This is a genomic window from Yersinia sp. 2542 StPb PI, assembly GCF_048593855.1.
GTDB classification, from domain to species: domain Bacteria; phylum Pseudomonadota; class Gammaproteobacteria; order Enterobacterales; family Enterobacteriaceae; genus Yersinia; species Yersinia enterocolitica_E.
The window spans coordinates 1-23,546 of sequence record NZ_JAZGQA010000059.1 but is presented as its reverse complement, the minus strand read 5'-3'; the positions used below and the strand labels follow the sequence as shown (position 1 = coordinate 23,546).

Below are 23,546 nucleotides of genomic sequence, written 5' to 3'. Positions count from 1 at the left end.
CATGGAGTGAGATATATCCTACCGTAAATTTCCATTCTTCTTTTGTTTGTATTCTGTGATTCTTATTATTTGGTAATGCATTTATAACCTCACGTTTTGGGCTGGATTGACAATATTTAAAATGCTGAAATAATAGCCGTAAGAAATCGGATGTCACTGATTCAGGATATTAATCCTAATTAATATTATTGGCCTAAAACCTTATTTTAAAGCACGGGGAAATAAACATGAAAATTAAAACTAGCAATGCATTAATCGCTGCTATTGCAAGCGTATTTATTGCACAATCAGCATTTGCTGCTGATGGAACTATTACCATTAACGGCCAAATTACAGATACGACTTGTGGTGTCTCTGTCAACAACGGCACTAAAGATGGGACCGTTAACTTACCGACTATTTCTGCAAGCGCACTGAGTTCTGTCAACTCCGTTGCGGGTACCACTCCGTTCAATATCTCGTTGTCTGGTTGTACTGGGGCGACACTGAATAACGCTTATGCTTACTTCGAACCAGGTGCTTTTGTTGAGACCAGCACTGGCCGGTTGAACAACAATAGCGGTACAGCGACGGGTGTTCAGGTTCGTTTGTTAGACAAAAGCAGCACAGCAATCATGGTAGGCGGCGCTAGCCAGGGCGGCGTGGTGGAAGATATTTCCACTGGTGATGCAACATTGGGCTACTACGCACAATATTATGCGAATAGTGGCACTGTTGGTGCTGGTACCGTTGTAACACAAGTCGACTATACTATTGTTTACGATTAATCAAAGCGTGTGATATAGCGTGACTGATGGCAAGTTATTGTTATAGCTAATGTTATCTGTTGCCGAATGGGAGCTTAATGCTCCCTGTTTCATTCGCTCTATAATTGGAAACTCTTATGCGCAAAACATACTTTATGGCCTTTGCTTTTGTCACATTACTGGTTGCAGCAACGGTTACCCGTGCTGAAGTAATGATCACGGGTACGCGTGTTATTTATGACGAGAAGCAGCGTGAAGGCGTGGTTAAGGTTTCCAATACCGGTAATATGCCGGTTCTTCTTCAAGCCTGGATTGATAACGGTGATGCGAATGCGCGTCCTGATACTATCAAGGTGCCTTTTAGTGTTACGCCACCAGTAGTGCGTCTGGATCCTAAACGGGATCAGACTATTCGCCTGTTCCGTACTGGCAGCGGCTTAGCAGCCGATCGTGAAACGCTTTTTTGGTTTAATTTGCTAGAAATTCCACCTAAACCCACTAAAGGTGCCACGGGGGAAGATAATAAATTGCAATTGGCTTTCCGTACCCGAATAAAAATGTTCTATCGCCCGGCAGAATTAACGATGCCGATAGAACAGGCTATTACGAATCTGACCTTTTCTAAAAAGGGCAATCAACTGGTTATAAAAAATGCATCACCGTATTATATAACCTTTAGAAAATTGGAGTTACGGGCATCAAAAGAGAGCCCAGCGGTGGCGAACTTGAGCAAAATAAATAATAAGATGATTGCACCTTTTGCTGAGCTTAGCTTACCGGTTAGCGTTAACGGTCCAATAAATAATACTACACAAGTTTTTTATTCTGTTATCAATGACCAGGGTGGCGAAACGCAGGGTGTTCAAAAGTTGGCGCAATAAAAACATAAATATAATTAATTAGTCTTTCTCTGCATCCACCAGGTGCATATTTATTAAATGGCCTCGATATAATGTTTAATTATTACATGTATTATCAAAAAAACGAGCGCCCGAAATATTTGTCGGCATTCTCCTTTGTTATTTTTAGCTTGGGCGGCATGCTATTTAGTTTACCCGCCTGTGCTGAAGACCCTGAACATGTTGAGTTCAGTGATTCTTTCCTCCGTTTTTCTGTTGATGCCAGTCGCTATAGTGAGGGCAATCCCGTTGCTCCAGGTGAGCGTAGCATTGATATCTATTTGAATGAGCAATGGATCGGGCGTCAGGCGATACGCTTTGAGTTGCCGTCGCCAGAATCTAAAGTGGCCCTTCCGTGTTTTGACTTAAAGTTGTTTGATGAACTCGGAATTGATACCACTAAGCTCACGCCTGATGTACTGAAACAACTGGAAACTGCCCGTGTTTGCTCATCATTAAGTACTCTGCTGGACGGTGGGAATGCCATTTTTGATGAGAATACCCAGCGGTTGGATATTCAGATCCCACAGGCTTCTTTAATCCGCCAGGCGCGTGGCTATGTTAATCCCAAATATTGGGATGATGGTGTGACGGCGGCAACGCTGAAATATGATTACACCGGTTATCGCAGTAATCAGAGTGATGCCAGCAGCCAGACTTATCAATATCTCGGGCTGCTAGGCGGATTCAACTGGCAAAGTTGGCGTTTATACTATCGTAGCGCATTAAATCGAAGTGACAGTCAGGGATTTGATTATCAAAATCTGGCCACCTACGCGGAGCGTGCGGTGCCATCCTTATACAGCAAAATGACGATTGGTGACTCCAATACTGATGGTCAGGTATTCGACAGTCTCAGCTATCGTGGCATTGAATTAAGCTCGGATGATCGTATGTTCGCTGACTCTCAGCGTGGTTATGCACCTGTGGTGCGCGGCATCGCCCGTACTAACGCCCGTGTCGTGGTGCGTCAACAAGGCCAATCTATTTATGAAACCACGGTGCCACCGGGGCCTTTTACCATCGACGATCTCTACCCTACAGGCCAGGGCGGCAATCTGATTGTCACTATTACTGAAGCTGATGGTAGCGAGCAGTCGTTTACCGTGCCATTTGCATCAATTGCCGAGCTATTGCGGCCGGGAACCACGCGCTATTCTTTAATGGCCGGTGAGTATCGTGATAATTCAATGGCGGAAAAACCGGCTCTCTTGATGGGAACCTTACGCCATGGCTTATCCAATTTAATCACCGGCAACGGCGGAGTAGTTGCGGCCGAAGGGTATCTATCGGCCTCTGCCGGGCTGGCGTTTAATACCCCCGTCGGAGCGGTGGCATTTAGTTTGACACAAGCGCAAACCAGGTTACCCGGTGAGAGTGATCAGAACGGTCAGAGTATGGGCATTACCTATGCGAACTCATTACCGCAAACCGATACCAGCCTGACCATCGCCAGTTACCACTATTCCAGTGACGGTTTTTATACGCCGTCAGAAGCGATGCGCATGCGTGACTATTTGCAACATGGCGAAGTTAATAACACTATTTTCAATTCAAGCCTGCCAGATGGTAATACCCGCTACGATGACAGTTTTAAGTATCGTCGCCGCAATCAGGCGCAAATCAGTATTACTCAAGGTTTGCCAGAGGGTTATGGTTCGTTTTATGCCAATGCGAATGCGCAGGATTATTGGGGCGGGCAGCGTCGCGATATGAATTTCCAGCTCGGTTATAATAATAGTTATAAGTCACTGAGTTATAACCTGGCTCTTAATCGGCTGCGCAATATGTCCAGTGGGGATTGGGATAATCAACTGAGCGTCTCTTTCTCCATTCCGTTGGGCAGCAAACGGGGTTCACCGCGGTTGAGCACCAGTTACACCCACACTCGTGACAGCAGTTCAGTTCAAACCGGGGTTTCAGGTTCTGCTGGCGACGATAATCAATTTAACTATGGTGTTTCAGCGGCGAATAACCGTACTGACGTGAACGGTAACTACAACACTGTAGGCGTGACGGGCAGTTGGCTGGCGCCTAAAACGACTATTGGCGGCAGTTATTCGAAAAGTAATGATTACGAGCAGGCCAGTGTCAATATGTCTGGTGGCATCGTCGCCTACGGTGGTGGTGTGGTTTTTGCCTCCTATCTGGGCGATACGGTAGGGATTGTTGAGGCCCCGGATGCTGCCGGAGCCCGTGTGGCCAACTACTCGGGGATGCGTCTCGATAGCAGTGGCCGGGCGGTGGTGCCTTACTTAAGCCCTTACCGACAAAATGATGTCGAACTGGATCCAAAAGGCTTATCGTCGGATGTGGAATTTAAAACCACCAGTCAGCGGGTTGCCCCTACTGCCGGTGCGGTGGCACTGGTGAAGTTTGAGACATCTAGTGGCTATTCGATGTTATTGACCGGACATCGGGCGGATAACACACCACTGCCGTTTGGTGCCGAGGTGAAAGATGCCACTGGTGCCAGTGTGGTCTATATCGCTCAGGGCGGGCAAGCCATGGTGCGGGTGAACCAGCAAGATGGACATCTGCGCGTGATATGGGGTGAGGGCGTTGGTGATAGTTGCGGCTTTGATTATAAATTACCCCGCGGCGCGTTGGTTAAGGGTGAATTCCGGCAGTTAGAGGTGATATGCAAATGAGTTCTTATCGGAATATAGCGCAATATTACATGGACAGGTCCTGTGGTGCAGCCAGTGATTCGATAGCGCACGGCTGCCGTCAACTAAAACAACTTTTACTGTGGTTACTGGTGATGAGTGGTTTAGCGATCAGCCATAATGCTAATGCCTTGGGCTCTGCCATGGATTGTGACTATAGCGGTACTTACTATATTTATGGCCCGACAACCACGCTGCGAGTTCCGCCCAACACTGCGGTTGGTTCGCCGATTGGTTCATGGATAAGCTTCCCCGCAGGGGGCTGGGTGTGCAAGATATTATCCACCTCAATGAATGACAGTATTAAGGCTGGGGCAGGGCTGTTCTCGCCGTACAGCATCGATCGGACAATCAACATTGATGGCAATAGTCACAGTGTATTTTCTTATACCGGTAAAGCTGGCTTAGGCTATGCACTGCGTTTTCGCGTGACCGGCGCAGGTTTCAGCAGCGACTGGAAGCCGATGAATGGCTTTAGCGCGGCAAATATAGTTTATTCCTCACCGCTGTTAGGCCCTATTCCTTACAACAATGGGGCTAATTTTAACTTGAACATAGAACTACAAATCAAGTTTGTTAAGATTGCCACGACATTAACCAGTGGATGGGCTGCCGCTTTTGACCCTGCTTATGCCTATAACTATCGCACCTATAACAATGGCACCAGTAGTTATCTTGAATCAACCCGCTACCGATTATTTGATTTTGCGCCAAATTCCCTGAATATCCAGTTAATGACACAGACCTGCACCACACCGGATGTGATTGTCAATTTACCGGATGTCGCCAGCAATAAATTTACTGGGATTGGCAATATTGAAGGGTTAAAATCATTTAATCTCAATTTTAATAACTGCCCCGGTGGATTAGCGGGTATTAATTATACGTTTGGCGCGGCAACTAATGTGCTGAATGCGGCAAATGGTGTGGTAGCGTTGAATAGCGGATCTACCGCCAGAGGCGTGGGGGTATTATTGCGTAGCCAGACAAATACACCTATCGTGTTGAATACCGAATACACCTTGAGCGGCTATAATTCAGTGAGCACGCAGAGCTACACCGTGCCGATGAACGCCGGGCTTTATCAAACTGAAAGCACCGTGCAAAGTGGTTCCGTCAACGGCGCATTTACTTTTACGTTGATCTATAAATGAAAACGTTTTCGTACTGGCTCATGCTGTATATCCGCAGGTTCACGCATTGGTACCACGTGTTTGCGGCGGTGACCCTTGCCTCCTTGTTGCTCACTACCACAGCGCAGGCGGGTATTGCTATTGGTCTGACCCGAGTGGTGGTTACTGGAGATGATAAATCAGGCAGCGTGCAGATCCTCAATAAGGGCAATCGCCCAGCTTTACTGCAACTGTGGGTTGATAACAATATTGCTGAAATGGATAAATCCATTGAGCAGATAAAGGTACCCTTTGTTGTTGATACTCCGGTGTTCCGCCTTGATCCTCAAACCAATAAATCTGTTCGCATTTACTATACCGGTACTGCCGGTCAACTGCCGTCTGATCGCGAATCGATGTTTTGGCTGAATGTATTAGAAGTGCCACCGAAAACCGCTTCACCGCAGGCTGCCGGCAATGAAGTACAAATTGCCTTCCGCTCACGCATCAAACTGTTCTATCGCCCGGCGGGTATTCCTGCCAGTTCAGAGGGGGTGCTTAACCAACTCTCTTTCAGATGGGTTCCAGAGGGCAGTGGCGGGGTCTTTCGTGTCACCAATCCGACGCCATTTAATGTGACATTCCAGACTGTGGAGATTGCGCAAAGTAAAAGTGCCGCGAGAACCCCGGTTAAGTTGGGGAATGACGATATGGTCGCCCCGAAAAGTAGCATCGATGGTGGGCTAGTCGGTAATCAAATTCCGGCTAAGAATATGACGGTATTCTTCTCAATTATTGATGATTTTGGCTCGACAGTGGAAGGTCAACAGCCACTACAATAACCCGCGTTGTTACTCCTTACTGCTGTGGCGAGACTAACGATAGCCCGCAAACAGGCAAACAACGTGGTTATAAGAAAAATCCTACAAATCAAGTGGATACAATTCATTCCTGCTTTGTTTTTCCTATTGGTCTCTCCGGCCACAAGTGATACCTTTCTATAATAATTTGGTGTGGAATAATTTCATTAACCATCCGCATAGCTAATTGCTGACTTTTCAGGGTCAATACACAGGTATATTTATGACGCTTTATGATATTAAACCGCGATTTCAGGCGCTGTTGCGACCGTGTTTGGCCTGGTTGTATCGGCGGGGGATTACGGCGAATCAAGTCACATTATTTACTCTGATTGCTTCAGTGCTGGTGGGCGGCTTATTGGCGTTATTCCCATCACGCATGATGTTTATTCTACTCCCCGTGTTTCTCTTTTTCCGTATGGCGCTGAATGCGATTGATGGCATGTTAGCGAGGGAGTTTAACCAGCAGTCACGCCTCGGCGCGTTGCTCAATGAGATTGGCGACGTTATCTCGGATATTGCGCTCTACCTGCCGTTTGCTTTGCTGCCTTATGCGCGTCCTGAGTGGGTTATCTTGGCACTGTTTCTGGCTTTTCTGACGGAGTTCTGCGGCATTATGGCGCAAACGCTGGGGCAGCCGCGAGGTTATCAGGGACCATTGGGAAAAAGCGATCGCGCCCTGTTGTTCGGCGCTTATGGGTTAGCAGTTGCTTTGTGGCCTGTCGCTTTAACCTTTTCCGCATGGCTGTTCGCTTTAGCATCGTTGTTATTGCTGTGGACATGTATCAACCGCTGCCGGGCAGCGCTAAAGGGCGAGGCGTAATATGGACTCGAGACTTGCTATCAGTCTGATGGTTATTTTTGGTCTGTTGGCGCTTGCCAGCGTGATTATCGTGATATTGATGCTGCGTTACCCGCAAAAAGAGTGGTTGGAGTTACGTCAGCGCATCACCAGTTGGTGGTTGATTATTATCGTTTTCACTGTAGCGATGGTTAGCCCGAAATGGCTGTCACTGGTTATCTTCGGTTTCATCAGTTTTCTGGCGCTAAAAGAGTTTCTAACACTGATATCAACCCGCCGCTCCGATAATATCCCACTGTTATGGATGTATTTGGCTATCCCAATTCATTATCTGTGGGTCGGCATAGGGTGGTACGGCATGTTCGTCATTTTCATTCCAATTTATGCATTCTTGTTCCTGCCCGTCAGGATGGTGCTGATTGGTGACACCAAAGGGTTCCTGCACGCAGCATCAAATATGCATTGGGGATTGATGACCACCGTATTTGCCTTGAGCCATGTGGCATTCCTGATGGTACTGCCTGGCCCTATTGGCACGCAGGGGGCACTGCTGGTGGTATTCCTGGTTGCGTTGACCGAACTGAATGACATTGCTCAATACCTGTGGGGGAAATCACTGGGCCGCATCAAAGTCACCCCCAGCGTTAGCCCGAATAAGACATTGGCCGGTTTGTTGGGGGGTGTGGCAACCACCATGTTGCTGGCGGCCATTCTGGGGCCGATTCTAACGCCGATGAATATCTATTTCTCTCTGTTGGCCGGATTACTTATTGGTTTGACTGGTTTCTGCGGTGATGTGGTGATGTCTGCGGTTAAGCGAGATCTTGGGGTGAAAGATTCAGGCAAATTATTACCCGGCCACGGCGGTATTCTTGACCGGCTGGATTCGCTTATTTATACCGCGCCGCTGTTCTTCCATTTTATCCGCTACTTTTATTACTGAGGCTACACTGTGAACCGACTTTTGCGCTGGTGTTTTACACTTTGTGTGGCGTATCCGGTGGTGCTGGTATGGCTGGGGGTTTCCGTTTGGCAGCGCAAGCAGTTGCCGCTGAACGGCCCGGCAATTGTGGTGGCGAATCATAATAGCCATTTGGATATCCTGACGCTATTTACCCTTTTTCCGCTGTCAACGCTATCGCAAGTGCATCCGGTGGCTGCCGCTGACTATTTCCTCCGTAATCGTGCCATGGCATGGTTCGCGACCAAGGTAATCGGCATTATCCCGGTGGTGCGCGGTGGTTCGACCAAGGGCAATGATCCCTTAGCGGGTTGCATCGAGGCGTTATCAAACAACAAAATTGTTATTCTGTTCCCCGAAGGGACACGTGGCGAGCCGGAGCAGTTTTCAGCGTTTAAATCGGGATTGTGGTATTTAAGCCGTCAGTTCCCCAGCGTCCCGATAACGCCGATTTATATGCATGGGCTGGGGCGGGCGATGGGCAAAGGGCAACACATTCCGGTGCCATTTTTTATTGATATCTATGTGGATAAACCTTTCTATTATCATGATGATAAACAGGTGTTTCGCACAGAATTGCAGCAGCGCTTTATCATTTTGCAACAACTTGCCACAAGGAAAATACCGTGACTCAAGGAAACCGTCTCGCGCAGGAACTGACGTTTAGCACCAGTGATAATGTTCCGTTATTCTACCGTTGTTGGCCTGCTGAGAGCGGCGTTGCCAAGCGGGTGATGGTGCTGTTTCATCGTGGTCATGAACACTCGGGGCGTCTACAGCATATTGTCGATGAATTGATGCTGCCGGATGTGACTTTTTATGCCTGGGATGCGCGTGGCCATGGTCAATCACCGGGTGATCGTGGTTATAGCCCAAGTCTGGCCCGTTCGGTGCAAGATGTTGATGAGTTTGTCCGTTTCGCCGCCGTGGATAGTGGTGTGCCGTTGCAGGACATTGTGGTGGTGGCACAAAGTGTTGGCGCGGTGTTGGTTTCAACTTGGGTTCATGATTACGCACCGAAAATACGGGGCATGATTTTGGCATCGCCAGCGTTTAAAGTGAAACTGTATGTGCCATTTGCCCGCCCAGGATTGGCGCTAATGCACCGCTTACGGGGTTTGTTCTATGTTAAATCCTACGTCAAAGGTAAGTTTCTCAGCCACGATGCATCACGGGTTACCAGTTTTGATAGCGACCCGCTGGTCAGCCGACCTATTGCGGTGAATATTCTGTTAGATCTTTACCGTGCGGCTGAGCGGATTGTGCAAGATGCCGCGGCCATTACATTGCCAACGCAACTGCTGATTTCCGGTGATGATTTTGTGGTTCATCGGGCACCGCAACTGAAGTTTTATCAGCGCTTAAGTAGCCCGGTCAAAGAACAACATATCCTACCCGGTTTTTATCACGACACCTTGGGCGAGAAAGAGCGGCATTTGGCATTCGATAAAATGCGGTGCTTTATTGAAAGCCTGTATACCGCACAATTGCCAACGCACAATTACCGCTACGAAGACCGCTGGAGTGCCAGTGCGGACAGCTACCGTGCACTGCAAGTGCCCCTGAAACCGTACTCCGCGGAGGGAATCTACTACTCTGCTTTGCGTTACGGTATGCAAACGTTGGGCCGCAGTGCAACTGGGGTGCGTTTAGGGTTTGAAACCGGTTTTGACTCTGGCAGTACGCTAGATTACGTCTATCGCAATCAGCCGCAAGGCACTAACAAGCTAGGGCGCTACATTGACCAGCAATACCTCAATAGTATTGGCTGGCGCGGTATTCGTAGGCGTAAAGTACATTTACAACAGACGATTCAACAAGCACTCCAGCAGTTACGAGATAAAGGCATGGCGCTGCGAATTGTTGATATCGCGGCCGGTCATGGCCGTTATGTGTTGGATGCGCTGACGAACCAACCTGATGTTGAGCAAATCCTACTGCGTGACTACAGCGACCTGAACGTGGAGAAAGGGCAGCAGATGATTGTAGAGCGCAATCTGGCCGAGGTGGCGCGTTTCGAGAAAGGAGATGCGTTTGATCGTGACTCGTTAGCCAATCTGGCCCCAAATCCGACGCTGGCGATCGTTTCCGGTTTATACGAACTCTTCCCGCACAACGACATGATTCAGGCATCATTGGCCGGGTTGGCCGCGGCAATTCCTGTCGGCGGTATATTGGTTTATACCGGCCAGCCGTGGCATCCGCAACTTAACATGATTGCCCGCGCATTGACCAGCCATCAAGGTGGTCAGCCTTGGGTGATGCGGGTGCGCAGTCAGGGCGAGATGGATGCGCTGGTTGAACAGGCCGGTTTTGATAAATGTCATCAACTGATTGATGAATGGGGTATTTTTACCGTATCGCTGGCGGTTCGCCGTGCCGATGACTGAATCTGATATTCGCTCGCCACGCAAGTCACTGTGGTGGCGTGGCGCATTATGGCTGCTGTTGCTGGCCCCGCTATTTTTTATTAGCTACGGTCAGACCAACCACTTTACGGCCAGCCGTATTGGGGTTGGCAGTGTGGTATATGATTGGGAGCAGCAGATCCCTTTTCTGCCATGGACCATCGTGCCCTATTGGAGCATTGATCTGTTGTATGGTTTGTCGCTGTTTATTTGCACTTCACAGCAAGAGCAGACGCGTCACGCGCTGCGGTTGGTAATGGCATCACTGGTGGCGTGCCTGGGTTTTCTGCTGTTCCCACTAAAATTCAGCTTTATTCGCCCAGTAACCGACGGGCCGTTCGGTTGGCTATTCCAGCAATTGGAAATGTTTGATTTACCCTACAACCAGGCACCATCGCTACATATTATGCTGGCATGGTTGCTGTGGCTACGATTCTGGCCGCACTGCAAAGGGGTATTCCGTTGGTTGATGAGTGGTTGGTTTGCATTGATTGCAGTCTCGGTGCTCACGACCTGGCAGCATCATGTGATTGATCTTGTTACAGGGCTGGCGGCAGGTGTGGTTGTCAGTTATCTGGTCCCGATAACGGGTGGCTGGCGTTGGCTACCGCCTTGTCGTTCATCGCTGAAACTGGCTTTTTACTATGGTGGCGGTGCCTTATTGGCAACTGGGCTGGCAGGGTGGCTGGGCGGCGGATGGAGTTTACTGTGGTGGCCGGTGCTGTCACTGCTGGCTGTGGCTGTGGGCTATTGCGGCTGGGGGGCTGATGTATGCCAAAAGCGCGCTGATGGCCGGATCTCACCCTCAGCCCGGCTGCTATTATGGCCTTATCGGCTAGGGGCCAGATTGTCGATGTATGGGTTCACTCGCCAGCTTCCCTCGGTAATTGCGGTGGCTGATGGGGTGTTTATTGGTAGTTATCCGCGATCCGACATATTGCCAGCAAGCGTATTGGATGTGACGGCGGAGTTTAGCCGCAGTCGTTACAGCCAGGGTAAACCTTATAGATGCTGCCCATTGATGGATTTAGTGGTGCCCGAGCAACGGCAATTAATGCAGGCGGTTACGTTACTTAATCAACTGCATCAGCAACATGGCACGGTGCTGGTTCATTGTGCTCTGGGCATGTCTCGCAGCGCACTGGTGATTGCTGCATGGTTGCTTGATCAGGGGCGGGTTGCGACGCCATTGGCGGCCGCTGAATTATTACGACAGGCCCGGCCGCAAGTGGTGTTACAGCCACAGCACTTACGGGCGTTGGCAGTATGGCAACAAAAGGAAACATCATGCTCAACCGGCCAATAGCGGGTCAGGTTCTGACTATTCATCTTGCCAGTTGGCGTTATCTGGCCGCACTGACGGTACCACCGATAGTCTTTGCCTTATGGGGCGCGGATAGTCCGGTCGCTACGTTGCTCTTGATGCTCGCGGGTATCACCCATTATTACTGTTGGCGCTTATGGCTTGATGAGCGGTTATTTGCCTTGCTGTATGCCAACTCAGCGCAAACTGAGGATTTTGATGCGGCGTTACAACATGTATGGCGTAGCAAGCCTATCAGCGGGCGCAGCCTGGACTCTCGCTGGCAGGGCGCTCGTAAATTGCTACAGCGCGCTATGTTCAGTGCGTTACTCTTGTGGTTGGTCATGGTGATAGCACCATTAACTGACCTGTTCTTAGCGCGTTAAATCCTGAAAAAGCAGGCCGTGTCGCCTGCTTTTTTTTGCGTAAAATTTAGATAGTGGGTTCCTGATTACCTAACTGTGTGATCACCAGTTCCACCTGTTGTTGCTGCAACAGTGCGGCCAGTTGTGACGGGGGAGAAACATTGGTAAACAGCGCTGTAGCTTTGGCAACATTACCAATTTCGACGGCGGCGGAGGCGTGGAACTTGGTATGATCGGCTGCCAATAAGATGTGGCGGGAATGTGCCATCATCGCTTTCACCACTGTCGCCTCATTAACATCAAACTCCAGCAGGCTGCCGTCGCTATCAATTGCTCCCATGCTGGTAATCAGATAGTCGGCGCGGAAACCTTCAACGAAAGAGACCGCACTGGGGCCAATAATGCCACCATTGTTTGGTCGTAGCGTACCGCCTGGCACCATCACTTCAAAATCGGTATTTTTATATAAAATGTGTGCCACCCTCAGGCTATTAGTAATAATCCGCAGGTGGCTGTGATTTATCAATGCGCGGGCGATATGTTCAACAGTGGTACCAATAGTGATAAACACCGTTGAACGATCGGGAATGTAATCAGCAATCGCCTCAGCAATGGCCATTTTCTCTTTAGTATATGAAAGCTCTCGCTGTTCAAACGCGGTATTCACGACGCTAGACGCTCGCCCGGCTCCCCCGTGATGACGGGTAATCAGCCCTTGTTCGCTAAGCTTACGGATATCGCGACGCACGGTTTGAGTCGAAACATCCAGCAATTGTGCCAATTCATCAATATTCATATAGCCACGACTGGCGATCAGTTGAATCAGTTGATCGTGGCGTGGGTTACCGGTTAGTTCGGTCAGACTCATGCTTTGCTCTCTCTCATTCATCATACTATTGTTTATTTTATACAAAATGCGTCAGGAAAGAGTCAGTTTGATCACAATCAGGTATTCCGGCCCGCCCACCGGGGCGGGTACATTTTAATGCCGCCACGGCATTAGCATAGCGCACTGCCGCAGTAATTGTGTGTTGTCGGCCCAGCGTTACCGCCAATGCACCATGAAAAACATCCCCCGCACCGGTGGTATCGACCACGACTACCTCAAATCCCGCCTGATGTTGCTGTTCGCCATTCTCCAGCCAATAACAACCCTTTTTACCTCGGGTGACATACACCTGTCCGTTTGTGTCACTGGCGGCTAATAAGAGCGCAGCGTCAGTGTCATTTTTGCCCGTCATTCGCTGTAAACCCGGCTCGGAGAAGACCGCGTGGTCCGCAAGAGCGACCAACGGGCGGATATCTTGCGGCGTGACATCGGCATCAAGCAGGGTGGTGATACCGGCTTGGCGGGCCAGTGTAAATGCGGTTAGCGCCCCCTGATGCCAACGGATATCCGCCAACACGACATCATAGTGGCTGAAATCTATCCCCGTCAGCCATTGGGCATCTTCTGGCAGGTCAGGACTGGGATGGTTAATGATGATGCGCTCCCCATGATGGTCGACCAAGACCGCCGACTGCGATGAACGGGCATTGGCGTAGCGGCGGCTAAGGGCGGTATTTACCCCATAGTGTTCCAGCTCATCGAGCAGAGTATTGCCCGTGGCATCATCACCTACCCGGCCAATAAAATCGACTTGCGCGCCCAGTCGAGCCGCCGCTACCGCTGCTGTTGCCGCAGGCCCTCCACCAATCTCACGATAATCATCCGCCACATATTTACCGCCGCTATCGGGCAGTTTTGCCAGGTAATAGAGGCGGTCCTGCACCGCAATTCCTACACATGCAATCCGGGTCATGGTTTCAGTTCCTTGGTTAGCCAAAAAAGGGCTGTTGATCACGATGTGACCATTTTAATTCGTTCAAATGTTAAAAGAGTGACGAATGTCAATTTTTTGACCATAAATTACAAATACGATCAAAAACAGACAAAATATTCCAATCAAGTGACGAGAAATGACATCAGGTGACAGGAGAGAATAATGGCACAGGTAGCATTCATCGGGTTAGGGCAAATGGGATCGCCCATGGCGCGTAACCTCATTAAACACGGGCATCAACTGCATGTTTTCGATACCAACCCCGGCGCGGTAGCGGTGTTGGCTGCGCTGGGTGCCACGCCATGTGGTAACGCAGGGCAGGCCGCCAAAGGAGCAGAGTTTGTTATCACCATGCTCCCTAACGGAGAACTGGTGCATGACGTGCTGTTCGGCAACGACGGCGTTTGTAGCCGCTTGTCACCAGATGCACTGGTGATTGATATGTCCACTATCCATCCATTACAGACTGACCGTTTGGCGCAACAGATGCAGGCCAAAGGGTATGGTTTTATGGATGCGCCGGTGGGGCGTACCTCTGACCATGCACAGGCCGGCACCTTATTGATACTGGCGGGGGGAACGCAAGCGCAGGTTGAGCGGGCAACGCCATTGCTGATGGCAATGGGATCTGAACTTATCAATGCGGGCGGGCCGGGGATGGGGATCCGCGTGAAGCTTATCAACAACTACATGAGTATTGCGCTCAATGCGTTGTCGGCGGAGGCCGCCGTGCTATGCGAAGCACTGGGACTGTCTTTCGATGTCGCACTGCAAGTGATGAGTGGCACTCCGGCGGGTAAAGGGCATTTCACTACTACGTGGCCAAATAAGGTGCTGAAGGGGGATTTAACGCCAGCGTTCATGATTGATTTAGCACATAAAGATTTAGGTATCGCTCTTGATGTGGCTAACCAATTGCACGTCACCATGCCGATGGGGGCTGCTTCCCGCGAGGTTTACAGTCAGGCCAGAGCCTGCGGGCGCGGGCGCCAGGATTGGAGTGCCATTTTACAACAGGTTCGCAGTCAGTCTGGTCTGCCAACAACCGAATGATTTCCGATTAATTGATTGTTTTTAAAGCGGCTGTTATCAGCACGCAGAGGGAGAGAAAATGTCTTATGTATCCGGTAATACCTTGATTCAACACGCATGGCAGCATGGCTATGCCATCGGCGCTTTTAGTGCCCACAATGCGGAAACAATCCGCGCGATCTTGCTGGCTGCCGAAGAGGAGCAGGCGCCCATCATGCTGCAAATTGGGCAGAAAGTGATTAGCGTCATGGGGTTAAAACCCATGAAAGAGATGGTTGATGCCTTTATGCACGACATTAGGGTACCGGTCTGTATCCATCTGGATCACAGCCGTAGTTTTGAGCAGACCATGGCGGCGGTTCAGGCCGGTTTCCAGTCGGTGATGTTCGATGGCTCTCACCTGCCATTCGATGAAAATGTGCGTATTACCCGCGCGGTGGCAGATGTCGCTCATGCCTTGAATATCGGCGTTGAGGGTGAAATTGGTAAAATCGGTGGTACTGAAGATGATATCTCAGTTGACGAAAAAGATGCCCTGATCACCGGTTGCGATGAAGCGCTACAGTTCGCCGAACTGACCACCATTGATTATCTGGCGGTATCAATTGGTACCGCTCACGGAATGTATAAGCAAGAGCCGAAACTGGCATTTGAGCGCCTGCAAGAAATCCGCGAAATCGTCAAGAAACCTATCGTATTGCATGGCGGCTCTGGGGTGCCGGATGAGCAAATTCGCCGCGCGATTACCTTGGGGGTTGCCAAGGTCAATGTCGATACCGAGCTGCGTCAGGCCTTTACCCAAGGGGTTAGCGAAGTATTGCATCAATCACCAGAGGAGTATGTCTTGGCGGTTTCTCTGGGCCACGGGCGTGATGTGATGAAACAAAAAGTGATTGAAAAAATCCGCTTGTTTGGCAGCCAGGGGAAAGCCGCTGCTTTTGCTGGCTAATCCTTTCTATCTATCGTACGGCATGGCGTTTTGCATCTGAACGGGCAGGCGACTAAAGCCGTACGAAATACGAGGTTGAGTGTATGACGACAATTCAACGCCAGCAATTTGGCGAGCATCAGGGGCAGGAAGTTTCGCTGTTTACACTAACTAACCGCAATGGTATGCGGCTCTGCGTGACCGACTACGGTTGTATCATCACCCAACTTTGGGTGCCGGACCGCCACGGGCAACTGGAGGATGTGGTGATGGGGTTTGATGATTTGACCTCCTATCAGGCCGGTCATCCGTTCTTTGGTGCCATTGCCGGTCGCTGTGCCAATCGCATTGCGGGTGGGCGCTTTAACATTGACGGGCAAGAGTATCTGCTGGCAACCAATGAACTGCCGACCGGGCAGCATTTGCACGGTGGCCTGCGCGGTTTTGATAAGTATGTCTGGCAGGCGCAGGAAGAGGGCGATGGTCTTATTTTTAGCCGCACGTCGCCCGATGGCGAAGAGGGATATCCGGGGAATTTACAGGTGCGCCACCGTATCGGCCTGACGGATGACAATGTCATGACCTTCAGTTTCGAGGCGCAAACCGATAAGGCAACCATCGTCAATCTGGTGAATCACAGCCATTACAATCTGCGCGGTCACACTCATTTAATTCACGACCAGCAACTGAAAATTGACGCTGACTTTATCACGCCAGTGGATGAAAGCAGCATGCTACCGACCGGCGAGATTGTCCGTGTTGCAGGCACTGCATTTGACTTTCGTAATGCCCGCCGCTTGGGTGATGCGATGCAACAGCGGCCAGCGCAGGATTTTGACATCAACTATGTGCTGAAAAAAAACGATTTATCGCAGAAAAATAGCACCACTCTGCAACCGGCGGCCACGCTGATTTGCCCACATTCAGGTCGGGTGATGGCGGTTCATACCACCTTGCCAGGTATTCAGTTTTATAACGCATTCAAGCTTTCTAACAAGGTATGGAATGGCAAAGCAGGGCATCGCTATCAGGCATTTTCAGGAATATGTCTGGAGACACAGGCCTTCCCTGACAGCATTCATCAGGGGCACTTCCCCGATGTCATTCTGCGACCAAATCAAAATTATTCTAGCTACACCGAACACCGTTTCAGTGTTGTCGCTTGAGCTGCGCCAACCGATAAGTCATTAAATTCACTGGAAGCAATATGATGAATAAAAAAGCAAAAGTGGGCGTGTTGGCCTTGGGTCGTAGTACTTTTGATGTGCCGTATGCGCAGGAAATGCTGGCGCAGGCGTGGAATACCCTGAGAGCAATGGATATCGAGTTGATTGGGGAACCGGCATTACAGTTTGATGCCGAGTCTGCGTTACAAGCCTTGCCCGCGCTGAAGCAGGCCAACCTTGATTTACTGCTAATTTTACAGGTGACGTTTACCGATGCTTCGCTGACCTGTGAAGTGGTGCGTGACTTCCCGGTCCCAACAGCTATGTGGTCCTTCCCGGAGGCTCGTACCGGTGGCCGTTTACGGCTCAACTCCTTCTGCGGGGTTAATTTGGCCTGTCATGCACTGAGCCGCGAAAATATCAAGGTCCAGACTGTTCATGGCCTGCCGGATGATGCCCATGTGGTCAGCGAGCTACAACAATTGGCGCAGGCTGCCGCGATCGTCAATCGTTTTAAGTGCGCCAAAGTGATGGTAATAGGCGAACATCCACTGGGGTTCGATGCTTGTAACTACAACCAACAACAACTGACACAACACTTTGGTGTCAGCGTTGATCGCCAACCCGTGTTGGAATTTATCGATGAAGTAAAAGCGCTACCGGACAGTGCCGCCGATGCACCCTATCTGCGCCGCGCTAAAGATTTCCCAAATTTGGCGGAAATGGACCAAAGTGCGACCTGTAAAACGCTGAAAGTCTACTCAGCGTTGCGTGAGAAAGCGCAACAGCAGGGTTACTCCGGTATTGCGGTGCGCTGCTGGCCAGACTTCTTCACCGATTATGGTTGTGCTGCCTGTGGCGCATTGGCGCTGATGAATGAAGACCTCGTTCCGTGTGGCTGCGAGGCTGACATGTTCGGCGTGCTCTCGTCATTAATGGCGCAGTGGGCTTCTGGTAGTGCCGCGTTCAATACCGACTTGGTCGATATCGACCCGGTGAGCAACAGTGTGGTGTTCTGGCATTGTGGTCAGGCACCGATTGAAATGGCTGATCGCGACGGGCCGGTACAAGCCACCATCCACTCCAACCGCAAGTTACCCCTGCTATCCGAGTTTGCCCTTAAACCGGGCCGCATCACCCTATGCCGTATTACGCAGGGTGAAGGCAAGTTGCGTCTGATGCTGGCAGGCGGCGAGATGATCAAAGCTCCGCTGGCGTTCTCTGGCACTGCCGGGACGGCAAAACTGGATATCGATGCTGATAGCTATCGTCAACGGCTACTGGATGCCGGTATGGAACATCATACCTCGCTGGTCTATGGCGAACATCGCCCGCTGCTGCGCAAGGTGGCTCGTTTACTCAACCTTGAGGTGATTGAGCTGACCTGATAGGGCAACCATTCTGATAATAGGGGTTCTGATGAAAGTTAAGAACCCTAATTAAATCAACAGTATTTATACTTTTTGGGGATTTTTATTATGACTTATCAAGCGGGCAACCTGCCGGGAGTGGTATTGGTTGAGCACGATGGCGGTTTCACTCTTTCATTCCAACAACGTTTGTTACTGCAACACAGCGCACAAACACCGTGCCTGTGGATTGGTCGGGGTAAAGCGGACATTGATATGTTCCGTGGCAATTTCAGTATCAAAGATTGCTTGAGTGAAAAACTGGCATTGACCGATGCGGTTATCACCCCACAACAGCAGGGGTGGGAGATTCAATTTAGCCGGGGAGAGGTAGCCCAAGCCACATTACATATTACCTACGACGCGGCCGGGCGGTTGGAGATGTCCCTGCGCAATGGTGATAAAGAGAATAACCGAATGTGGCTACGGCTCGCCGCGCAACCGGAGGACCATATCTACGGCGGTGGTGAACAGTTCTCCTATTTCGATCTCCGTGGCAAGCCGTTCCCACTGTGGACCAGCGAGCAGGGGGTGGGGCGCAACAAGCAAAGTTATGTTACCTGGCAGGCCGACTGTAAAGAGAACGCGGGCGGTGACTATTACTGGACCTTCTTCCCGCAGCCCACTTTTGTTAGCAGCCAAAAATACTACTGTCACGTTGATAACAGTTGCTATATGAATTTTGATTTTTCAGCCCCTGACTATCACGAACTGGCGATTTGGCAAGACGTAGCGGTGCTACGGTTTGAGTGTGCTGACAGCTATATCGGTCTGTTGGAGCAATTGACCGCATTATTGGGCCGCCAGCCTGAGTTACCGGATTGGGTATATGACGGCGTGATTCTGGGGATTCAGGGCGGGACCGAGGTGTGCCAGCAAAAGCTGGAGATGATGCGTGAGCATGGGGTGAAAGTCAGCGGTATTTGGGCGCAGGACTGGGAGGGCCGTCGCATAACATCTTTTGGTAAACGCCTGATGTGGAACTGGCGCTGGGACAGCGACCTCTATCCTGAGCTGGATAAACGTATTGTGCAATGGAAGAAAGAAGGTGTGCGCTTCCTCGGCTATATCAATCCCTATGTGGCGATTGAAAAAGAGCTGTATGCCGAAGCGGCAGAGAAGGGCTATTTGACCAAAGACTACAGCGGCAATGACTACCAGGTGGAGTTTGGTGAATTCTATGCCGGGGTGGTTGATCTGACCAAACCGGCGGCCTACGACTGGTATAAGGAAGTGATTAAAAAGAATCTGATCGCGTTTGGCCTTGATGGCTGGATGGCCGACTTTGGCGAATACTTGCCGACCGACACCGTGATGGACAATGGTGTCGATGCTGAAATCATGCATAACGCCTGGCCCGCGCTGTGGGCCAAATGTAACTACGACGCCCTGGTCGAAACCGGCAAATTAGGCGAAATATTGTTCTTTATGCGGGCCGGTTATACCGGTAGCCAAAAATACTCGGTGATGATGTGGGCTGGTGACCAGAACGTAGATTGGAGTCTGGATGATGGGTTGGCATCTGTTATACCTGCGGCGTTATCACTGGCAATGACCGGTCATGGTTTGCATCACAGCGATATTGGTGGTTACACCACGTTATTTGAGATGAAACGCAGTAAAGAGTTGTTGATGCGCTGGTGTGAATTCTGCGCCTTTACCCCCCTGATGCGTACTCATGAAGGTAACCGCCCGGATGATAACTGGCAGTTTGATAGCGATGTCGAGACTATCCGTCAGTTTGCCCGGATGACCCAAGTCTTTACCACGCTGAAGCCGTATATCAAACAAGCCGTGGCGCTTAACTCACAATCTGGCTTGCCGGTAATGCGCCCACTGTTCCTGCATTACGAGAATGATGCTCACACCTATGGCCTGAAATACCAGTATCTGTTTGGCCGTGATCTGTTAGTTGCACCGGTATATGAAGAGGGGCGCACCGATTGGACACTCTATTTGCCATCAGACAACTGGATCAATCTGTGGACCGGTGAATCACACTGTGGCGGGGCTGATGTAACTGTCGCGGCACCAATGGGACAACCGCCGGTGTTCTACCGGGCGAGCAGTGAATGGGCTGAATTGTTTGCATCATTACGGGCGTTATAACACAGGCAGAGGCCCGCGGGTGGCGGGCCTCTCAGGAGAGTGACATGAGTGAAATACATCAAGATCCAGTAAAATTGACACTGCCGCTGCGCGAGAAATTCTCCTACGGGATTGGCGATGTGGGTTCAAACTTACTGTTGTGTGTGGGTACATTGTACTTGCTTAAGTTTTATACGGATGTGTTGGAAATCCCCGCCGCCTGGGGAGGATTAATCTTTCTAATCTCGCGTTTCTTTACTGCATTCACCGATATTGGTACCGGTGTCATGCTGGATAACCGCCGCAATATCGGGCCAAAGGGTAAGTTCCGCCCCTTTATCCTCTATGCATCGATGCCGGTGGCCTTGCTGGTGGTGGCTAACTTTATTGGTACCTCATTTAGTATTACCGGTAAAACCATCACGGCTACGTTGATCTTTATGAGCTTTGGCCTGTTCTTTAGCATGATGAACTGCTCATACGGTGCAATGGTTCCCGCCATGACCAAAAACCCACAAGAGCGAGCTCAGCTTGCCGCATGGCGTCAGGGGGGGGCAACCGTCGGACTACTATTGTGTACCGTCGGTTTTGTGCCCATTTTGTCGCTATTTGAAGGGCAGGCGCAGACCGGTTATCTGGTGGCTGCATCCATCTTCGCTTTTGTCGGCATGTTGTGCATGTGGTGGTGTTATTCCGGCGTCAAAGAACGTTATGTCGAACTGCCAAAACCGGGAGCAGCCAAACCTGGTCTGTTGCAATCATTCAAAGCCATTACTGGCAATAAGCCGTTGTTTGTACTCTGTATTGCTAATCTGTGCACCTTGGCTGGTTTCAATATCAAACTGGCGATTCAGATCTATTACACCCAATACGTACTCAACGATGTCACGTTACTGTCATACATGGGCTTCTTCAGTATGGGATGCATCTTGCTGGGGGTGCTGCTGGTACCGACGGTGGTGAAACGCTTTGGTAAGAAAAACGTCTATCTGGGGGGACTGAGCTTGTGGATTCTGGGGGATGCCATGAACTACATGTGGGGCAGCACCTCGACTTTATTTGTTCTATTCTCTTGCCTGGCTTTCTTCGGCACCGCTTTTGTGAACAGCCTGAACTGGGCGCTGGTTTCTGACACGGTGGAATATGGTGAGTGGAAAACCGGCGTGCGTTCAGAGGGGACGGTATACACCGGTTTCACCTTCTTCCGTAAGATTTCCCAAGGGTTAGCAGGCTTCTTCCCCGGTGTCATGCTGGCGTATATCGGTTATGTGCCTAACGTGGCACAGGGAGAAAGAACGCTGGAGGGGCTAACGCAGCTTATCTTCTTGTACCCATGCGGGTTGGCGATACTTACCGCACTGACTATGGGGTTGTTCTACCATCTGACCGAGAAAAATTACATCAAGATTGTCAGCGAGCTGGAAGAGCGCAAACGCGATGTCAGTCCGGCAATCTAGCCTTGATCTGTTTAATCAGATGAATTAACACCACCAAAACCCTACAACCCGCTTATGGCAGGATCCGGTGCGAGTGAGATTTAACCGGAGGTAAGCGGGTTAAAAAATAAAAAGGACCTGTCAGATGCCGAATTCAACTTACCAGGACCCGGTAACACTTCGATTACCGCTGCGGGAAAAAATAGCTTATGGGATGGGCGATTTTGGTTCTAACCTGATGCTGTGCATCGGGACACTTTATTTACTGAAGTTTTATACCGATATTCTGGGGCTCCCGGCTATTTACGGTGGCGTGATTTTTTTGATTGCCAAGTTCTTTACCGCCTTTACCGATATGTTTACCGGCGTGCTATTAGATTCTCGCCGTCACATTGGTGTGAAAGGGAAGTTCCGGCCATTTATTCTGTATGCCTCATTACCTGTGGCGTTGTTGGCTGTCGCGAACTTTCTCAATACTGGCTTTAGTCTAAATATCAAAACGGTATTGGCAACAGTGCTGTTTATGTTATTCGGTTTATTCTACAGTCTGATGAATTGCTCTTATGGTGCGATGGTCCCGGCAATGACCAAAAACCCAAATGAGCGCGCACACCTGGCAGCCTGGCGACAGGGTGGGGCGACGGTAGGGCTATTACTGTGCACGGTCGCTTTTATGCCAATTCAACTGCTGTTTACGTCCTCGCCTGAGATAGGTTATCTGGTTGCAGCGCTAATATTTGTCACGTTCGGCCTGGTCTGCATGTGGTGGTGTTATTCCGGTGTCAAAGAACGCTATGTGGAACCGGTATCGGTACACCATAAACCGGGTATTTTTAAATCATTCTGCGCCATCTTTAAGAACCCGCCGCTATTAGTGTTATGTATTGCCAATCTGTGCACGTTGGCAGCATTCAATATCAAACTGGCGATTCAGGTTTATTACACTCAGTATGTATTGCAGGATATTCATTTACTGTCCTATATGGGTTTTTTCAGTATGGGCTGTATTTTGATTGGCGTATTGCTGGTCCCCACGGCGGTGAAGTATTTCGGCAAGAAAACCGTCTACCTTAGTGGCTTAATGTTATGGGGCATGGGGGATGTACTGAATTATATCTGGGGCACCAGTTCGGTCAGCTTTGTTGCATTCTCCTGTATGGCCTTTTTCGGTACTGCATTTGTCAACAGCCTGAACTGGGCATTAGTCTCCGATACGGTGGATTATGGTGAATGGAAAACAGGTATTCGCGCAGAAGGGTCGGTGTATACCGGCTATACCTTCTCGCGAAAAATTTCTGCCGCACTGGCTGGATTTCTGCCCGGTATCATGCTCACTCAGATTGGTTATATTCCCAATGTTGCCCAATCGGCATCAGTATTGGAGGGGTTACGCCAATTGATTTTTATTTACCCTTGCACTCTGGCAATGATTGCAGCCATAACCATGGGGCTATTTTATAAGCTCAATGAGCAGCGCTTTGTTAAAATTATTGCTGAATTGAATTTACGTAAAATGGCTACGCCGGGGTGAGTTCTATT

20 protein-coding genes are annotated in these 23,546 nt (G+C 50.0%); 18 read left to right on the top strand and 2 right to left on the bottom strand.

What is annotated here, in order from left to right:
- The first annotated feature begins 227 nt into the window (after positions 1 to 227).
- The 11 genes from V1952_RS09715 (at position 228) to V1952_RS09665 (ending at position 12,146) form a co-directional block, all read left to right on the top strand.
- Positions 228 to 767, top strand: coding sequence for a fimbrial protein (locus tag V1952_RS09715; RefSeq protein ID WP_083159201.1), 540 nt, complete (start codon positions 228 to 230; stop codon positions 765 to 767).
- A 116-nt stretch (positions 768 to 883) separates the two neighbouring features.
- The gene (locus V1952_RS09710) at positions 884 to 1,627 is read left to right on the top strand and encodes a molecular chaperone (protein ID WP_420072537.1); all 744 of its coding nucleotides are present in this window, start codon (positions 884 to 886) and stop codon (positions 1,625 to 1,627) included.
- Positions 1,628 to 1,713: 86 nt separating this feature from the next.
- Complete coding sequence (locus V1952_RS09705; RefSeq protein ID WP_420074673.1) at positions 1,714 to 4,296, top strand: fimbria/pilus outer membrane usher protein; 2,583 nt, start codon at positions 1,714 to 1,716, stop codon at positions 4,294 to 4,296.
- Positions 4,293 to 5,468 (top strand): fimbrial protein, encoded by a 1,176-nt coding sequence (locus V1952_RS09700; protein WP_420074672.1) that lies wholly within the window; start codon positions 4,293 to 4,295, stop codon positions 5,466 to 5,468. The genes V1952_RS09705 and V1952_RS09700 overlap by 4 nt, the downstream gene beginning before the upstream one ends.
- Positions 5,465 to 6,268 carry a molecular chaperone gene (locus V1952_RS09695; protein ID WP_420074671.1) on the top strand — a complete coding sequence of 268 codons (804 nt, stop codon included), beginning with the start codon at positions 5,465 to 5,467 and terminating at the stop codon, positions 6,266 to 6,268. Before V1952_RS09700 ends, V1952_RS09695 begins: the two co-directional genes overlap by 4 nt.
- Before the next feature lie 241 nt (positions 6,269 to 6,509).
- Positions 6,510 to 7,109, top strand: a complete 600-nt coding sequence (locus tag V1952_RS09690; protein ID WP_372558633.1) for a CDP-alcohol phosphatidyltransferase family protein — start codon at positions 6,510 to 6,512, stop codon at positions 7,107 to 7,109.
- 1 nt (position 7,110) lies between these two features.
- On the top strand, positions 7,111 to 8,031 hold the full coding sequence (locus V1952_RS09685; RefSeq protein WP_372558634.1) for a phosphatidate cytidylyltransferase: 921 nt from the start codon (positions 7,111 to 7,113) through the stop codon (positions 8,029 to 8,031).
- Positions 8,032 to 8,040: 9 nt separating this feature from the next.
- The gene (locus tag V1952_RS09680) at positions 8,041 to 8,679 is read left to right on the top strand and encodes a lysophospholipid acyltransferase family protein (RefSeq protein WP_372558635.1); all 639 of its coding nucleotides are present in this window, start codon (positions 8,041 to 8,043) and stop codon (positions 8,677 to 8,679) included.
- Complete coding sequence (locus V1952_RS09675) at positions 8,676 to 10,439, top strand: bifunctional alpha/beta hydrolase/class I SAM-dependent methyltransferase (RefSeq protein WP_420074670.1); 1,764 nt, start codon at positions 8,676 to 8,678, stop codon at positions 10,437 to 10,439. Before V1952_RS09680 ends, V1952_RS09675 begins: the two co-directional genes overlap by 4 nt.
- On the top strand, positions 10,432 to 11,763 hold the full coding sequence (locus V1952_RS09670) for a phosphatase PAP2/dual specificity phosphatase family protein (RefSeq protein ID WP_420074669.1): 1,332 nt from the start codon (positions 10,432 to 10,434) through the stop codon (positions 11,761 to 11,763). Before V1952_RS09675 ends, V1952_RS09670 begins: the two co-directional genes overlap by 8 nt.
- Positions 11,745 to 12,146, top strand: coding sequence for a hypothetical protein (locus V1952_RS09665; protein WP_372558638.1), 402 nt, complete (start codon positions 11,745 to 11,747; stop codon positions 12,144 to 12,146). The genes V1952_RS09670 and V1952_RS09665 overlap by 19 nt, the downstream gene beginning before the upstream one ends.
- 46 nt (positions 12,147 to 12,192) lie before the next feature.
- Here V1952_RS09665 and V1952_RS09660 read toward each other — a convergent pair whose 3' ends face one another.
- Together V1952_RS09660 and V1952_RS09655 are read right to left on the bottom strand one after the other, a co-directional pair.
- Positions 12,193 to 12,993, bottom strand: coding sequence for a DeoR/GlpR family DNA-binding transcription regulator (locus tag V1952_RS09660; protein WP_372558639.1), 801 nt, complete (start codon positions 12,991 to 12,993; stop codon positions 12,193 to 12,195).
- A gap of 37 nt (positions 12,994 to 13,030) precedes the next feature.
- On the bottom strand, positions 13,031 to 13,927 hold the full coding sequence (locus tag V1952_RS09655; protein ID WP_420074668.1) for a sugar kinase: 897 nt from the start codon (positions 13,925 to 13,927) through the stop codon (positions 13,031 to 13,033).
- A 183-nt stretch (positions 13,928 to 14,110) separates the two neighbouring features.
- Between V1952_RS09655 and yihU the strand changes: the two genes are divergently transcribed.
- The 7 genes from yihU (at position 14,111) to V1952_RS09620 (ending at position 23,538) form a co-directional block, all read left to right on the top strand.
- Positions 14,111 to 15,001 (top strand): sulfolactaldehyde 3-reductase, encoded by an 891-nt coding sequence (yihU, locus tag V1952_RS09650; protein WP_372558641.1) that lies wholly within the window; start codon positions 14,111 to 14,113, stop codon positions 14,999 to 15,001.
- Between the two features lie 58 nt (positions 15,002 to 15,059).
- Positions 15,060 to 15,929, top strand: coding sequence for a class II fructose-bisphosphate aldolase (locus V1952_RS09645; protein WP_420071289.1), 870 nt, complete (start codon positions 15,060 to 15,062; stop codon positions 15,927 to 15,929).
- 83 nt (positions 15,930 to 16,012) lie between these two features.
- A complete protein-coding gene (locus V1952_RS09640) occupies positions 16,013 to 17,074 on the top strand; it encodes an aldose epimerase family protein (RefSeq protein WP_372558643.1) in 1,062 nt (353 codons plus the stop codon).
- A gap of 41 nt (positions 17,075 to 17,115) precedes the next feature.
- On the top strand, positions 17,116 to 18,462 hold the full coding sequence (locus V1952_RS09635) for an L-fucose/L-arabinose isomerase family protein (RefSeq protein WP_420074667.1): 1,347 nt from the start codon (positions 17,116 to 17,118) through the stop codon (positions 18,460 to 18,462).
- 90 nt (positions 18,463 to 18,552) lie between these two features.
- A complete protein-coding gene (locus V1952_RS09630; protein ID WP_420074666.1) occupies positions 18,553 to 20,592 on the top strand; it encodes an alpha-glucosidase in 2,040 nt (679 codons plus the stop codon).
- 44 nt (positions 20,593 to 20,636) lie between these two features.
- Complete coding sequence (locus V1952_RS09625; RefSeq protein ID WP_372558646.1) at positions 20,637 to 22,028, top strand: MFS transporter; 1,392 nt, start codon at positions 20,637 to 20,639, stop codon at positions 22,026 to 22,028.
- Positions 22,029 to 22,152: 124 nt separating this feature from the next.
- Complete coding sequence (locus V1952_RS09620; RefSeq protein WP_372558647.1) at positions 22,153 to 23,538, top strand: MFS transporter; 1,386 nt, start codon at positions 22,153 to 22,155, stop codon at positions 23,536 to 23,538.
- The last annotated feature ends 8 nt before the right edge of the window (positions 23,539 to 23,546 follow it).

Bases quoted from the DNA above. Each gene is read 5' to 3' on its own strand.
- V1952_RS09715 (WP_083159201.1), top strand. From the start codon at position 228: ATGAAAATTAAAACTAGCAATGCATTAATCGCTGCTATTGCAAGCGTA.
- V1952_RS09710 (WP_420072537.1), top strand. From the start codon at position 884: ATGCGCAAAACATACTTTATGGCCTTTGCTTTTGTCACATTACTGGTT.
- V1952_RS09705 (WP_420074673.1), top strand. From the start codon at position 1,714: ATGTATTATCAAAAAAACGAGCGCCCGAAATATTTGTCGGCATTCTCC.
- V1952_RS09700 (WP_420074672.1), top strand. From the start codon at position 4,293: ATGAGTTCTTATCGGAATATAGCGCAATATTACATGGACAGGTCCTGT.
- V1952_RS09695 (WP_420074671.1), top strand. From the start codon at position 5,465: ATGAAAACGTTTTCGTACTGGCTCATGCTGTATATCCGCAGGTTCACG.
- V1952_RS09690 (WP_372558633.1), top strand. From the start codon at position 6,510: ATGACGCTTTATGATATTAAACCGCGATTTCAGGCGCTGTTGCGACCG.
- V1952_RS09685 (WP_372558634.1), top strand. From the start codon at position 7,111: ATGGACTCGAGACTTGCTATCAGTCTGATGGTTATTTTTGGTCTGTTG.
- V1952_RS09670 (WP_420074669.1), top strand. From the start codon at position 10,432: ATGACTGAATCTGATATTCGCTCGCCACGCAAGTCACTGTGGTGGCGT.
- V1952_RS09665 (WP_372558638.1), top strand. From the start codon at position 11,745: ATGCTCAACCGGCCAATAGCGGGTCAGGTTCTGACTATTCATCTTGCC.
- V1952_RS09660 (WP_372558639.1), bottom strand. From the start codon at position 12,993: ATGAGTCTGACCGAACTAACCGGTAACCCACGCCACGATCAACTGATT.
- V1952_RS09655 (WP_420074668.1), bottom strand. From the start codon at position 13,927: ATGACCCGGATTGCATGTGTAGGAATTGCGGTGCAGGACCGCCTCTAT.
- yihU (WP_372558641.1), top strand. From the start codon at position 14,111: ATGGCACAGGTAGCATTCATCGGGTTAGGGCAAATGGGATCGCCCATG.
- V1952_RS09645 (WP_420071289.1), top strand. From the start codon at position 15,060: ATGTCTTATGTATCCGGTAATACCTTGATTCAACACGCATGGCAGCAT.
- V1952_RS09640 (WP_372558643.1), top strand. From the start codon at position 16,013: ATGACGACAATTCAACGCCAGCAATTTGGCGAGCATCAGGGGCAGGAA.
- V1952_RS09635 (WP_420074667.1), top strand. From the start codon at position 17,116: ATGATGAATAAAAAAGCAAAAGTGGGCGTGTTGGCCTTGGGTCGTAGT.
- V1952_RS09630 (WP_420074666.1), top strand. From the start codon at position 18,553: ATGACTTATCAAGCGGGCAACCTGCCGGGAGTGGTATTGGTTGAGCAC.
- V1952_RS09625 (WP_372558646.1), top strand. From the start codon at position 20,637: ATGAGTGAAATACATCAAGATCCAGTAAAATTGACACTGCCGCTGCGC.
- V1952_RS09620 (WP_372558647.1), top strand. From the start codon at position 22,153: ATGCCGAATTCAACTTACCAGGACCCGGTAACACTTCGATTACCGCTG.